Genomic DNA, 13,482 nt, shown 5'->3' on the forward strand with positions numbered 1-13,482 from the left:
TTTATTTTTATTTTTTCAACCTAAAAAAGAAAACTAATACCCCTTTTTTAAAGCGGACGGCAAAGATACAAACTTTATACCCCTAAAACCTAATTAATTTTTACTTCTTTCTAAAATCAAACAAACTATCAATGAACGATACTAACCTACTCGTATTTCCGTTAGCGGGTGCAAATATACACCTCTTTTTAATAATCACAACACCTTTTTCAACTTTTTTATCCCAAAATGAAATACAAATCCGCAAGGTACTGGAATTGAAATATTTATAGATTAAAATTTTTTATTTACTATTTACCCAAAAAAACATAAAGAGAACAAATAAAGCTTTAGCAGCTCTTTTATCCCTTTTAGATTAAATCATCTATACTTTAAAAATCTTTAATTAGAGTATACAAGTCTTACTAAAAAACAAAACTCATTTATTCAAAATATAGTCTACTGCAGCTTCTGAATGTATTTTAGTAGTATTAAAAATAGGAATCTTTAAATCTTCATCAAAAATCATTAATGGAAATTCTGTACAACCTAAAACCACACCTTCTGCTCCTTTTTCTACCAAATCTTGAATAACATTTAAAACGTACGTTTTAGAAACTGGCTTTATAACCCCATAAGTAAGTTCTTCTTCTATAATTCGCTGTAATTCTATAAGTACTTCCTTTTCTTCTGGCACAAAAACTTCAACACCATTATCTTCAATTCTTTTGGTTATAAAATTAGCTTCCATGGTGTAAATGGTTCCTAAAAAAGCGACACTTTTAACCCCTTTATTTTTTATGGATTTTGCAGTAGCATCTCCTATATGGATGATCGGAAAATCTAATTGGTTTTGCACAACATCAAAAACCTTATGCGGCGTATTAGCACAAAACATAACAGAAGTTGCTCCTCCGTTATGCAAACCAATTGCTGCTTCTTTTAACAATGCAGCAATTACATTCCATTCGTCTATTTTTTGTAAACGATGTACTTCTGCCTGATTAATTGTATACACCAATAAAGGCGGATTTGTATTATTACCATAATAATCGTTGATAGATTGATTAATAGCAGCATAATATTCTATAGTAGAATGCCAAGAAGTTCCGCCAATCAATCCTAATGTATTCATTTTTTGATGTGGTAATTTATTTTGTTCCATTTCTCTTTTGGTACTAATTATTGTTTTTGTTTTATCTACCACTTTGTTACAAGAAATCAAGATAAAAAATAACATAGCGTAACTTATCTTTTTTAAAAATGCTTTTTTCATAAACTTGTTTTTTTATAATCTGGATAAAAAACAGTATTCTTTCTTAGGTTTGATTATAATACACTTTTAGGCAATGCTCCTTTCCATCCTTTAGATAATTGAACTGACAAACTTTTTATTACTTCTACTTTATCAGAATGCCCTGCAATATTTTCGGTTTCGTTTGGATCTATATAATGATCATACAATTCTGTAGCTGCAAAATCTCCTTTTTCTTTTTTAACATTATCCCAATGATACCATTCTATATAATGATATTGTTTTGTTTGCATTGAGTACCCCATATATTCTTGTCCGTCTTTAGATATTCTTGGTCTTCGTCTAAACTGTGTAAAAACAGCATCTTTCCATTCTAAATCTGGATTTTCGAAAACTGGAGTTAAACTTGTTCCTTGAAAATAATCTGCTTTATCCACACCTGTTAAATCACACAATGTTGGAAACATATCTACCAATTCTGAAAGTGCCTCTATTTTTTTTCCTTTTGTTTGATTTGCTCCTTTAATTATTAACGGAACATGAGTATCAATATAAAAATTAGTCATTTTTCCCCAACCATTGTGGTCTCCTAACTTCCAACCATGATCTCCCCAAAGTACAATTACTGTATTTTCATACAAACCACGCTCTTTTAAACCAACTACTAATTTACCCACACAAGCATCAACAAAACTAACACTTGCATAATATCCTCTTTTTAAAGAATCCGTATAAGATTCTGGCAAAGGCTCGTCTTCTGGACGACCAATTTTATGTGGATTTGTATAAGCTCTTAATTCGTAATTTGCATTTGCAGACATTGCAGGCGCATTTTTTGGCAACTTAGGGTTTGCCGCTGGCGATACAGAACCAACAGGATATAAATCCCAATATTTTTTAGGCGCTACAAAAGGTAAATGCGGTCTATACAAACCAAGCCCCATAAAAAAAGGTTCTTTTTTATCCTTAATTCTATCAATGGTTTCTAGTGCTAATTTAGTTTGCATGGCATCATAAAACAAAGAATCTGGCACATCTGCATCTTCAATAGCAGGTCCTCTATTCCATCCATCACCATAAACAACTTTACCCTTTCTTTTTTCTAGAAGAATTTCTCTTTTTTCTTTTTGATCTTTTAAAGAAGCAGGCTTATAATAATAAGTCTCTGCATCTCTCTTTGCATATTCTTCTGTATTATATGGGTAAGGTTTTAAATCAGGTTCATCCCAAGAAATAGAATCTGGCATGTAATTATGAAAAATTTTACCAATATTTACAGTATAATATCCTGCTTTGTTAAAATATTGTGGCATAGTAACCGCATCAGGATTTATCTCTCTAAACTTATCACCTAAATGCCAAACTTTTGTTGAATCTGGCCTGTAACCAAGTAAGGCACTCGCCCTAGATGGTGCACAAACTGCAGCTTGAGAATGCGTATTTAGCATTACCATTGATGTTTCTGCTAAAGCATCTATGTTTGGTGTTTTAATTTCTTTGTTACCATAAACACCTAAATCTGTTCTTAAATCATCTATTGATAAAAAAATGATATTTGGTTTTTGTTGTGATTCTTTTTTATCTTGTTGACTACAAGATATTATTAAAAGAAATAAGGATAGTAATCCTATTAAAATTCTCATGTTCGTTTTTATTTAATTCTTTTTAATATTATAAACTTCCACTTTAATTGCCTTTTCCTAACAACTCTATCCATTGTGTTTTGTAACCTATATTTCTAACACCATCAGAATGTCCTTTTCTACCTTCTGGAACTTTTAAATTAAAAGGATAAATATGATCTTCTGAAATCTCCATAGCTTCATAAGTTTCTTTAATTGTTTTTGCTCTAGGTTCTGTAACGTGATAAGTACCATACCATAAATTAGCAGGCGTTATACTTTTATTAAAATACCAATTTGCTATTTGTCCTTTCTTTGCATAATCCCAACCGCCAGAAAAATCAACAACCCTAGCAACTAAATGTTTTTTTGCAATAAATGCCGCCATTCCTCCTCCTTGCGATTGACCAGAAACAGCAATTTCACTCCATTTAGGCTTGCCATCCTCTAAATAAGCGTCCCAGTTACCCGCTTTATCATTTTCCGATAGATAAACTAACAGTTTTGTTAATCGATTTACAATTGCATCTTGAGATTGATCTGCAATCAAAGAGAAGTTGTTATCTCCAAAAATACGTTTTGTTCTAAATTCTGATGTACACTTAACGTTGTTTACCAAATTTACACCACGACAAATTTGCGCAACTGCAGGTCTGTTGATATAAGAAATATTAATAACATGATAACCTTGCTCTACCGCAGTTGCAAATAATTTTTTGGGTCCTTTTAAAGCGATTCCTCCTGTACCTGGCATAAAAAAAAATAATTTGCCTTGTTTTACTGATGGATTGTAAACCACTAAATGCGGAGTATCTGCATCTGTTATTTTGTCATCTGTATCCGAAGGTTTTATTTTTAATACTTTATACTCTTTAGGAAAAGAAAAAGAAGATTGCGCAAATAAGGTGTTAAAAATGCAAGAAATTAAAAAAAATAAAGACAAAAAAAATTTCATTTGGTATTGATTTTAAATTATAATTAGTATTATTTATGTAATTAATAAATTTTTGCAACAAACCTACTTAATACATTTTATTTAACAAAAACCTTAATTAACTATTCTTTTTTTAAGCTTTTAAAGCAAATATAAATAAATATTACACTTTCTATAACAAATCATTAACTAAATCACATCACAACTTAATAGTATTTTGAAATTTATGTTTAACTTTTTTTAATATTAATTAAACATTTGTTATATTTGATTAAATTATAATACGTTTAATTCTAATACACAAGCATTTAAAATTGATAAGATTAGATTTGAGTTAAGTAATCTATCATAGAATAAATTAAATCTATCTACCGATTAATTAAATGGCACAACAATTGACGGAATACTTAGAAGGATTTTAGGAAAACAGAAGTCCTTTTGAATCAATTAAATTGTGATTCGAGTTAAAAGAACAAGATATTCTTAATTTAATTAGAAAAAAACTAAAATCTTTAAATTAGAATAAAAAAGAGTTCGGAGCAGAAATACAAAACATTTAAAGTTTAAAACCGTTACCAAAAGTAAATTTAAATGTTTTAAACAAAAAGCAATACCTAATAATACTATTGCTAAAATGAAACTAGTATATTAACCAATATAAATAATAAGAAAATGGATTTAATTAACAAGGCAAAAGAATTTGAAACAAGAAAAATGAAGTTTCCAACAACTAGTGATAGAATTATGGCAGCTAGAGAAGCAAAGTCTTTAATATTAAGTTTAAACGAGATTTACAAAAAAAATAAAGATTCTCAAATCATGGATATCATGAAACGTTTAACTGTAATTAAACAAAAAATAGAGAAACGTTTAAAAGGAAAACCATTAACTGCATAATAAAGAAAAGTTTTTACTTGTTTTTCTAACTTTTATAATTATATTCACAAAATTATAGAATAAAAATAGAAGAATTAAGAATGGATTTATTAGAAAGAGCTGTAGAGTTTGAAAATAGAAAATTTTCATTTAAAACTACAAGCGATAGAATTTTAGCATCTAGAGAAGTAAAAGCTTTAATATTAGAGCTTAACCAAGTATACAAACAAGATAAAGATCCAGAAATAATGGATCAAATGAAACGCTTAACAGCTGTAAAACAAAAAATAGAAAAAAGATTAAAAGGAAGGCCTTAATGTTTTAAAATTTATTTTCTCTTTTTTAAGTGTTATAAAATTAGAAAATAAACTTTAAATTTTAACGCTAATTAAGTTTCTTAAAACACTTTTTAATCTTTTTTTATTGACAAAAAAGAATTTTCAAAATACTTACTATTAAAAATTGTAAGTATTTTTTTTATATCTAACTGATAAAAAAGAGATTACATTTTTTAAAATTTTATCATCAATAATTATTACAGAAATTATTTAAAAAAAGTGAATTTTATCTTGCCGTATTTAGATATTTGTATTTAATTTGCGCTCGGAAATTTAAAAGCCGATGTAGCTCAGCTGGCTAGAGCAGCTGATTTGTAATCAGCAGGTCGTGGGTTCGAGTCCCTCCATCGGCTCTTTTTAAAAAAAGTCTCAAAAAAATATTTTTGAGACTTTTTTTTTAAATTAAAAACTATTTAACTTAAAAATGAATTCAACTTTCATTTTTGATAACTCTAATGGTAATAAAACATTTATTAAAATAAAAAAACTTAAATAAGTTTAAAAATCTTTATTATTTTAGTAGATAAATTACCCTAATTATAATTATTATGCTAATTATTGGAATTGCTGGAGGTACAGGATGTGGTAAAACCACTGTTGTAAATAAAATAATTAAAGAACTACCTACAGATGAAGTTTGTGTAATATCACAAGATTCTTATTATAATAAAACTGAAAATTTATCATACGAAGAAAGATCTAAAATTAACTTTGACCATCCTAGAGCTATAGATTTTGATTTAATAGTTAAACACTTAAAAAAATTAAAATCAGGAAAAACAATAGAACAACCTGTGTACTCTTTTGTAACCCATAACAGAACCACAGATACTATTAAAACACATCCTAGAAAAGTTGTTATTGTAGAAGGCATTTTAATTTTAAACAATAAAGAATTAAGAAATTTATTTGATATTAAAATATTTGTACATGCAGATACAGATGAACGCCTAATAAGAAGAATAAGAAGAGATATTACAGAAAGAGGTAGAGATATAGATGAAGTTTTAAGCAGGTACCAAACAACATTAAAACCTATGCATCAACAATTTATAGAGCCAACTAAAAATTATGCAGACATTATTATACCTAATAACAAACACAATACAGTTGCAATTGACGTTGTAAAAACTGTTATAAATGATCGTTTATAATGAACTTTCTTTCTAATTTAAAAAAGAACCCCTATTTTAAAATATTTACAAATATTTATATTTTAATCTTAGTTCCTTTTGTTATTTGGATGCTTTTCTTTGATGATAATTCTTATTTAGTCCATAGAAAATTTGATCAAGAAATTAAAGATTTAGAAAATACAGTTTCTTTTTACGAAAAAAGATTGGCTGAAGACAAAAAAACAATAAAAGACCTGCAAGATTCTCTTTTATTAGAAAAATTTGCCAGAGAAAAATATCTTTTAAAAAAAGAAAACGAAGATATTTATATTATAGAATTTGATACTTTAAAAAACTAAATGAGTACGTCTCTATTTGATGAATTTAAAAAAACTTCACCTTCTGCTTGGAAACAAAAAATTCAGGTAGATTTAAACGGTGCAGATTACAATAATACACTTCTTTGGAAAAGTCCAGAAGGTATTGTTGTAAAACCTTTTTACACATCAGAAGATAGAACAAATCAAAAAATAAAAACCCCAGAACAAGGTTTTAACACCTGCCAATCTATCTTTGTTGGTGATGAAAAAATAGCTAATTTATTAGCTATAGAAGCTTTAAAAAACGGTGTAAATTCAATACAATTTATAGCTAACAACACTTTTGATTATAAGAAACTTTTAATTAATATAAACATTAAAGAAGTTTACTTTTATTTTCAATTTAAATTTATAGATAGTCATTTTCAGGTTCAGTTATCAAAATTTATAAATTCAGAAAAAACATATTTTCAAACTGATATTATTGGCAATTTAGCTGAAACAGGTAATTGGTATAGTAATCTACAATCAGATTTTAATGCGCTAAATAACATTCAAAAAAGCACAACAAATTGTATTTCTGTTTCTGGTGATTTATATCAAAACAGTGGGGCAACAATTACACAGCAACTTGCTTACTCTTTAGCACATGCTAATGAATATTTAAATAAATTTGGTGCTGATGTTGCCAAAAAAATACACTTTTCTTTTTCTGTAGGTAATAATTATTTTTTTGAAATTGCAAAATTAAGAGCTTTTAGAACCTTATGGGCTACACTTATTACAGAATACTCCGTAGATAATTTAGAAGCACATCTTTTTGTAAAACCTAGTTTAAGAAATAAGACTTTATACAATAGCAATCTAAACATTGTAAAAACAACTTCGGAATGTATGAGTGCCATTCTTGGAGGAGCCAATACAATTTGTAATATTTCTTATGATACTATTTATAAAAAATCTAATAAATTTGGAGAACGCATTGCCAGGAATCAACTACTAATTTTACAACAAGAGAGTCTACTAAACAAAGCACAAGACTTTGCAGACGGCTCTTATTATATAGAATCTATAACCCAACAATTAGCTGAAAATGCCCTATTGGTTTTTAAGCAAATAGAAAAAAATGGAGGCTTTTTACATCAACTAAAAACAGGTAATATATATAGAAAAATTAAAGAAAATGCTATTAAAGAAGAAACAAGTTATTTAGAAGAAAACCCTGATTTATTGCTACATAAAGACGAATTGATGCAAGAAAAATTAGAGTTATACCCGTTTCTTAAACAACGAAATATAAAAACTTTAATACAGCCAATACATCTAAACAGAACTTCAGAATCACTTGAAAAAGAATATTTAAATTCTGAAACTAATTTAAATTCTTTTTAAATGAATAATACTAAAAAAATATTGTCGAAGCAGAGAAGACAAAAAAAATTAAAATCTGAGGTTAAAAGAATTAAAAAGAAACTTCCTAGGTTTGTTGTTTGGTTTTTATTTTTCTTTTTTGTGAGTCTTTATTTTTTTAATGATAAATTTTTTCTTTTTTTCGGAAACAGTGTTAATGCCATTATAGCTACTGTTATAATTTTATCTTTGTTTTTATTATTTTACATATTAAGAAGTCTTATTCTCATCAAAAACAAACAGAGAGAAAGTAAAGAGATTGGTTTTGAACTGTACAACCTCATGAAATTAGAATCTGAAGTTAAAAATGAGTAGAAAAAATTTACAAAACATAAAACTTAAAAATAGTATTTTAAAAACAAAACCTTTTTTTAATCAAGAAGGTTTTGTTGCTGGTATCCCTCCTTTTTTAAGAGGTCCTTACTCTACTATGTACATACAAAAACCTTGGGTAACAAGACATTTTTCTGGCTTTTCTACCGCAGAGGACAGTAATTATTTTTATCGTGAACAACTAAAAAAAGGGCAAACAGAATTATCTATCTTATTTGATAATGCCACTAATAAAGGTTACGATTCTGATCATAAAAACGTACAAGAAGTTATAGGTAAAAAAGGTGTTGCAATAGATTCTGTAGAAGATATAAAAGTCCTGTTTTATAAAATACCTTTGGATAAAATATCTGTTTTTATAAAAACAGATATAAACTTTTTACCAATTTTAGCATTTTATATTGCTGCAGCAGAAGAACAAAACATCAATACCAGCGATTTGTCTTTAACAATAGAAAGCAATATTCTAAAAAATTCTAATCTATATTCAGCCTCAATTATTACAGATGTTTTTGAATATAGCAGTAAAAATAAATTAGATTTTAATTACTCTATTTCTGATTATTCTTCATTAGAAACAGTTAATAATCCAGAAAAAACTTTGGCTTTTTCTCTTACAGAAGGTTTAGAATTCTTAAGAAAAGCTATTGAAGCAGGAATAAATATTGATGATATTGCTCCAAAATTATCCTATTCTTGGTCAATTAACATGAATCATTTTGCAGAAATTGCAAAAATTCGTGCAGCTAGAATGTTATGGGCTAAAATGGTAAAACAATTTGATGCTAAAAACTCAGAATCTTTCATTTTAAAATCTCACTGTAAAACCAGTGATTCTTCTTTAACACAACAAGATCCTTTTAATAATATTACAAGAGTAACTACAGAGGCAATGGCAGCTATTTTTGGCGGTACACAAAGTTTGCATACAAATGCTTTAGATGAAACTTTTGCTTTACCATCAGAAGTTTCTGCTCAAGTTGCTAAAGACACGCAGATTTACCTGCAAAAAGAAACTAATATAACACAAACTGTAGATCCTTGGGCAGGAAGTTATCACTTAGAAAATTTAACAGAAGATCTTGCTAATAAAGCTTGGAAATTAATCTGTAAAATAGAAGAAAGTGGTGGTATAAGTAATTTTTTTGAAAACGGAACTCCTAAGACAGAAACTAAAAACACAAATAATGATACTAAAATTGGTGTAAATAAATACCAATTAGAAAAAGAAGATCCTTTAACTTTTTTAGAAATAGACGGTAAAGCTGTACAAGATTTACAAATTAAAAAATTAGACAAATTAAAGCCTATAAGAAATAATTTGGCCGTAAAAGAATCTTTAAATAACATTTCTAAAGCGATAAAACATCAAAAAGGTAATTTATTAGAACTAACAATAATAGCAGCAAAATACAGAGCTACTTTAGAGGAAATATCAAATGCATTGTTAAAAGAATAGATAATTTCCTATTTAAAAATTAACATTTTTTTACTCTTTACCTAAACATACAACTACACAATTTTAACTATTTATGTTTTATGAATGTGGTATATTTGTTTAAATTTTACAAAATATAATTAATGAAAAAACTTAGTCTAGCACTTTTAACAATATTATTAGTAGCTTCTTGCTCTAAAGAACACTCTAAAGATTACATTTCTCTTTCTGGAGAATTAACAAACAACAAAGACTCTTTAGTAACAATATCTAGTAGAACAGGCATTATTAAAACAATTTCTATTGACAAAAATGGTTCTTTTAAAGACACATTAACTGTTACAAATGCAGACATCTACACGCTTCAAACAAACAGTCTACAGAGAATTCCCTTATATTTAAAAAATGGATTTGATATTTCTTTAAAAGGAGATTCTGAAGATTTTATGTCTAGTGTTAAATATTCTGGAACAGGAGCCGATAACTCTCAATTAATAATAGCACATTTAGAACAAAGTAAAAAGATTGGAAATCCTGCAGATATACTTGCTTTAGACAAAGCATCTTTTACCAAAAAAATAGATTTATTAAAAAAATCATACGACAGTATTTTAACGGCTTATAACGATTTAGACAGTTCTTTAGTTAGCTTAATTAAAACTCAAAATAAACAAATGTTTGATTATTTTGATAACACCTACAGTAGTAGTCAAAAAATGGCAAAAGGTAAAGTTTCTCCTAAATTTGAAAACTATACAGACTTTAAAGGTGGTAAAAAATCTTTAGATTCTTTTAAAGGTAAATATGTTTATATAGATGTTTGGGCTACTTGGTGCGGACCATGTATTAGAGAAATCCCTTCTTTAAAAGCGTTAGAAAAAGAATATCATAATAAAAATATAGAATTTATTAGTATCTCTACAGACGAATCTAGAAGAAGCGGTGGTTCTTGGGAAGCTGCAGAAAAAAAATGGAGAGACTTTGTTAAAGACAAACAATTAAGCGGAGTTCAACTTTGGGCTGGACAAGATTTTTCTTTTCAACAAGCATATCAAATTACAGGAATACCAAGATTTATTCTAATTGATACTGAAGGAAAAATTGTAGACTCTAATGCACCTAGACCATCTGATCCTAGATTAAAAACATTATTAAATTCTATTCTATAAAAAGAATTTAAATCACTAAAAAAGCTGAACAATTATAAAATTGTTCAGCTTTTTTTTATTTTAATAATTTTAACTATTAATGTTTTTCTGAGTCCTTTAATAAACTAGGAAATTTAGCTTTAAATGCATTTAATCTTGGTATAGAAACAGCTTTTACATAACCTTGGTTTGGATTCCTTTTTTCAAAATTTTGATGATAATCCTTTGCCTTATAAAATTTAGTAAACTTAGTTACTTCCGTAGCTATTTTACCATCATAAACCTCTTTATTTAATTTTACAATCATATTATTAATAATATTTTTTTCTTCGTCATTAGAATAAAAAGCAATTGAACGATATTGGCTACCATAATCTGGGTGTTGTCCGTTTACTGTTGTAGGATTATGAGATCCATAAAACACCGTTACCAACGTTTTAAAACTTACTATTTTAGGATTATAATATACTGCAACAGTTTCTGCATGGCCTGTTGTTCCTGTTCCTGTAGATTTGTATGTAGGATTATTTGTGTGGCCGCCAGCATAACCAGAAACAGCTTCTTCTACCCCTTTTACACTTTCAAAAATAGCTTCTACACACCAAAAACAGCCACTTGCAAAATAAGCTACTTTTGTTTCTTGAGAAGGTATATATGTAGATTTAGATTTACTTACTTCTTCTTTTTTTGTAAAACTTAAACAAGAAAATAAAAGCAAAAAAGCACTAAGAGAAAAAACAGATTTTATCATATTTATAAATTAAATTAATTATTAAATAAAATTTGCATCAAGCATACATAACTGTTTCTTGATGCAAATTTCTTGACTTTTAATTCGATAATAAACTCGAAATTACAATTTTAGTCGTAAGAAATTAAACACTTATACAATTTGTTTACAACTTTAGCATTTTATTAAGAATCCTAGTTGTGCAAAAGCGAATAGATAATTACTTTTGTTATTCATCAAAAAAAAATAAATGGAGCATTTTGTAGTATCTGCACGTAAATATCGTCCTCAAAATTTTGAAGATGTTGTTGGGCAACAAGCCATAACTAATACGTTAGAAAACGCTATAAAAAACAATCATTTAGCGCAAGCTTTATTATTTACAGGACCACGTGGAGTTGGTAAAACTTCTTGTGCTAGAATCTTAGCAAAAAAAATAAATCAACAAGAAGCTGGTCTTTCTGAAGAAGAAGATTTTGCATTTAATATTTTTGAATTGGATGCTGCTTCTAACAACTCTGTTGATGATATTAGAAGTTTAACAGACCAAGTTCGTATTCCGCCACAAACCGGTAAATATAAAGTTTATATTATTGATGAGGTACACATGTTATCTCAGGCAGCTTTTAATGCTTTCTTAAAAACATTAGAAGAACCGCCAGCGCATGCTATATTTATCTTGGCAACTACAGAAAAACATAAAATAATTCCAACTATTTTATCTCGTTGTCAAATTTTCGATTTTAAAAGAATTGGTGTTTTAGATGCTAAAAACTATCTTAAAACAATCTGCGAAAAAGAAAATATAACTACAGATGATGATGCTTTACATATTATAGCTCAAAAAGCTGATGGTGCAATGCGTGACGCTTTATCTATTTTTGATAGAGTTATTAGTTTTTCTGGTAAAAATTTAACTAGAGAAGCTGTTGCAGAAAACTTAAATGTATTAGACTACGATACGTATTTTAATATGACAGATTTATTGTTAACAAACAAAATACCAAACGTTTTAAATGCATTTAATACAATCTTAGCAAAAGGTTTTGAAGGAAATCATTTTATAAACGGATTAGCTAGTCATTTTAGAGATTTATTAGTAGCAAAAGATAAAATAACTATTGATTTATTAGAAGTTGGTGATGCTGCAAAAAAGAAATATTTAGAACAAGCTACAAAAGCAAGTATTCCTTTTTTAATGCAAGCAATTAACAAAGCTAATGATTGCGATTTAAACTATAAAACAAGTAAAAACCAACGACTGCTGGTCGAATTAACATTAATGCAAATTGCCTCTATCACTTTTGATGGAGAAAAAAAAAAGCCAGCTAACTACATAATTCCGGCTACTTTTTTTCAAGCACTTTCTCCTCCTAAAAAAGAGATTGTAAAACCTGTTGAGAAAAAAACAGTAATTGCACAATCAGAAAAAGTAGAAAAACCAAAGCCTAAGTTAGCAAAACCTATTTTAAAATCTGTAGGCCGCAGAGCCTCTTCTTTATCTTTAAAAAGTATTTACGAGAAAAAAGAAGTAAAAAAAGCTGATATTGAAGAAAACTTTGACAATCATCCTAAAGATTTATTTACGGAAAAAGAACTACAAGAACACTGGAAAAAATATGTTGCTCTTTTAAATAAAAAAGGAGAAAGAAGTATGGCTTCTATTGTAGGTACAGATTTACCTAAATTAGGACAAAATTTTAAAATCTACTTTACAGTACCTAATAAATTAATGCAGGATCAATTTAAAAAAGGACGTCCTAAATTATTAAGTTTTTTACGTGAAAACTTAAATAATTACGGTATTGATATTCTTGTAAAATTAAACGAAACTGTAGAAAAAAAGTTTGCTTACACTCCCCAAGAAAAATTTAATAAGATGAAAACAATAAACCCTCTTTTAGATAAATTACGTCAAACTTTTGAGTTAGATATGTAAAAACTAACCTATTAAAACATCAATTTTTCTAATTTTTGTTTATTA

General features: G+C 27.7%; 13 protein-coding genes and 1 tRNA gene. 10 read left to right on the forward strand and 4 right to left on the reverse strand.

The window, feature by feature from the left end; genetic code table 11:
• Window positions 1-418: 418 nt before the first annotated feature.
• Genes KI686_RS13425 through KI686_RS13435 form a run of 3 tightly spaced genes read right to left on the reverse strand, consistent with a single transcriptional unit; the run spans window position 419 to window position 3,811 of the window.
• A complete protein-coding gene (locus tag KI686_RS13425) occupies window positions 419-1,255 on the reverse strand; it encodes an aspartate/glutamate racemase family protein (RefSeq protein WP_237589838.1) in 837 nt (278 codons plus the stop codon).
• Between the two features lie 53 nt (window positions 1,256-1,308).
• Complete coding sequence (locus KI686_RS13430) at window positions 1,309-2,877, reverse strand: sulfatase (protein WP_237589839.1); 1,569 nt, start codon at window positions 2,875-2,877, stop codon at window positions 1,309-1,311.
• A gap of 43 nt (window positions 2,878-2,920) precedes the next feature.
• Window positions 2,921-3,811 (reverse strand): BPSS1187 family protein, encoded by an 891-nt coding sequence (locus KI686_RS13435; RefSeq protein ID WP_237589840.1) that lies wholly within the window; start codon window positions 3,809-3,811, stop codon window positions 2,921-2,923.
• 651 nt (window positions 3,812-4,462) lie between these two features.
• Between KI686_RS13435 and KI686_RS13440 the strand changes: the two genes are divergently transcribed.
• From KI686_RS13440 to KI686_RS13480, 9 genes are all read left to right on the forward strand, one after another.
• Window positions 4,463-4,687: a hypothetical protein gene (locus tag KI686_RS13440; RefSeq protein WP_237589841.1), complete on the forward strand. Its 225-nt coding sequence runs from the start codon at window positions 4,463-4,465 to the stop codon at window positions 4,685-4,687.
• A gap of 80 nt (window positions 4,688-4,767) precedes the next feature.
• Window positions 4,768-4,983 (forward strand): hypothetical protein, encoded by a 216-nt coding sequence (locus KI686_RS13445; RefSeq protein WP_237589842.1) that lies wholly within the window; start codon window positions 4,768-4,770, stop codon window positions 4,981-4,983.
• A gap of 300 nt (window positions 4,984-5,283) precedes the next feature.
• Window positions 5,284-5,357: transfer RNA gene (locus tag KI686_RS13450), tRNA-Thr, on the forward strand.
• Window positions 5,358-5,552: 195 nt separating this feature from the next.
• Window positions 5,553-6,158: a uridine kinase gene (udk, locus tag KI686_RS13455; RefSeq protein ID WP_237589843.1), complete on the forward strand. Its 606-nt coding sequence runs from the start codon at window positions 5,553-5,555 to the stop codon at window positions 6,156-6,158.
• Window positions 6,158-6,478, forward strand: coding sequence for an FtsB family cell division protein (locus KI686_RS13460; protein WP_237589844.1), 321 nt, complete (start codon window positions 6,158-6,160; stop codon window positions 6,476-6,478). The genes udk and KI686_RS13460 overlap by 1 nt, the downstream gene beginning before the upstream one ends.
• A complete protein-coding gene (locus KI686_RS13465; RefSeq protein WP_237589845.1) occupies window positions 6,479-7,831 on the forward strand; it encodes a methylmalonyl-CoA mutase subunit beta in 1,353 nt (450 codons plus the stop codon). It abuts the gene before it with no gap.
• A complete protein-coding gene (locus KI686_RS13470) occupies window positions 7,832-8,164 on the forward strand; it encodes a hypothetical protein (protein ID WP_237589846.1) in 333 nt (110 codons plus the stop codon).
• On the forward strand, window positions 8,157-9,641 hold the full coding sequence (locus tag KI686_RS13475) for a methylmalonyl-CoA mutase family protein (RefSeq protein WP_237589847.1): 1,485 nt from the start codon (window positions 8,157-8,159) through the stop codon (window positions 9,639-9,641). Before KI686_RS13470 ends, KI686_RS13475 begins: the two co-directional genes overlap by 8 nt.
• Before the next feature lie 122 nt (window positions 9,642-9,763).
• A complete protein-coding gene (locus KI686_RS13480; protein WP_237589848.1) occupies window positions 9,764-10,789 on the forward strand; it encodes a TlpA family protein disulfide reductase in 1,026 nt (341 codons plus the stop codon).
• Between the two features lie 76 nt (window positions 10,790-10,865).
• Here KI686_RS13480 and msrA read toward each other — a convergent pair whose 3' ends face one another.
• On the reverse strand, window positions 10,866-11,519 hold the full coding sequence (gene msrA, locus KI686_RS13485; protein ID WP_262914001.1) for a peptide-methionine (S)-S-oxide reductase MsrA: 654 nt from the start codon (window positions 11,517-11,519) through the stop codon (window positions 10,866-10,868).
• Between the two features lie 229 nt (window positions 11,520-11,748).
• Here msrA and dnaX point away from each other — a divergent pair, with 229 nt between their 5' ends.
• Window positions 11,749-13,437, forward strand: a complete 1,689-nt coding sequence (dnaX, locus tag KI686_RS13490) for a DNA polymerase III subunit gamma/tau (protein ID WP_237589849.1) — start codon at window positions 11,749-11,751, stop codon at window positions 13,435-13,437.
• The last annotated feature ends 45 nt before the right edge of the window (window positions 13,438-13,482 follow it).

The organism is Polaribacter sargassicola, assembly GCF_021991835.1.
GTDB lineage: Bacteria > Bacteroidota > Bacteroidia > Flavobacteriales > Flavobacteriaceae > Polaribacter > Polaribacter sargassicola.

What these genes read in the sequence shown, in the direction of transcription:
- KI686_RS13445 (WP_237589842.1), top strand. Translation starts at nt 4,768, where the DNA reads ATGGATTTATTAGAAAGAGCTGTAGAGTTTGAAAATAGAAAATTTTCA.
- udk (WP_237589843.1), top strand. Translation starts at nt 5,553, where the DNA reads ATGCTAATTATTGGAATTGCTGGAGGTACAGGATGTGGTAAAACCACT.
- KI686_RS13480 (WP_237589848.1), top strand. Translation starts at nt 9,764, where the DNA reads ATGAAAAAACTTAGTCTAGCACTTTTAACAATATTATTAGTAGCTTCT.
- KI686_RS13465 (WP_237589845.1), top strand. Translation starts at nt 6,479, where the DNA reads ATGAGTACGTCTCTATTTGATGAATTTAAAAAAACTTCACCTTCTGCT.
- KI686_RS13475 (WP_237589847.1), top strand. Translation starts at nt 8,157, where the DNA reads ATGAGTAGAAAAAATTTACAAAACATAAAACTTAAAAATAGTATTTTA.
- KI686_RS13460 (WP_237589844.1), top strand. Translation starts at nt 6,158, where the DNA reads ATGAACTTTCTTTCTAATTTAAAAAAGAACCCCTATTTTAAAATATTT.
- KI686_RS13425 (WP_237589838.1), bottom strand. Translation starts at nt 1,255, where the DNA reads ATGAAAAAAGCATTTTTAAAAAAGATAAGTTACGCTATGTTATTTTTT.
- KI686_RS13470 (WP_237589846.1), top strand. Translation starts at nt 7,832, where the DNA reads ATGAATAATACTAAAAAAATATTGTCGAAGCAGAGAAGACAAAAAAAA.
- KI686_RS13440 (WP_237589841.1), top strand. Translation starts at nt 4,463, where the DNA reads ATGGATTTAATTAACAAGGCAAAAGAATTTGAAACAAGAAAAATGAAG.
- msrA (WP_262914001.1), bottom strand. Translation starts at nt 11,519, where the DNA reads ATGATAAAATCTGTTTTTTCTCTTAGTGCTTTTTTGCTTTTATTTTCT.
- KI686_RS13430 (WP_237589839.1), bottom strand. Translation starts at nt 2,877, where the DNA reads ATGAGAATTTTAATAGGATTACTATCCTTATTTCTTTTAATAATATCT.
- KI686_RS13435 (WP_237589840.1), bottom strand. Translation starts at nt 3,811, where the DNA reads ATGAAATTTTTTTTGTCTTTATTTTTTTTAATTTCTTGCATTTTTAAC.
- dnaX (WP_237589849.1), top strand. Translation starts at nt 11,749, where the DNA reads ATGGAGCATTTTGTAGTATCTGCACGTAAATATCGTCCTCAAAATTTT.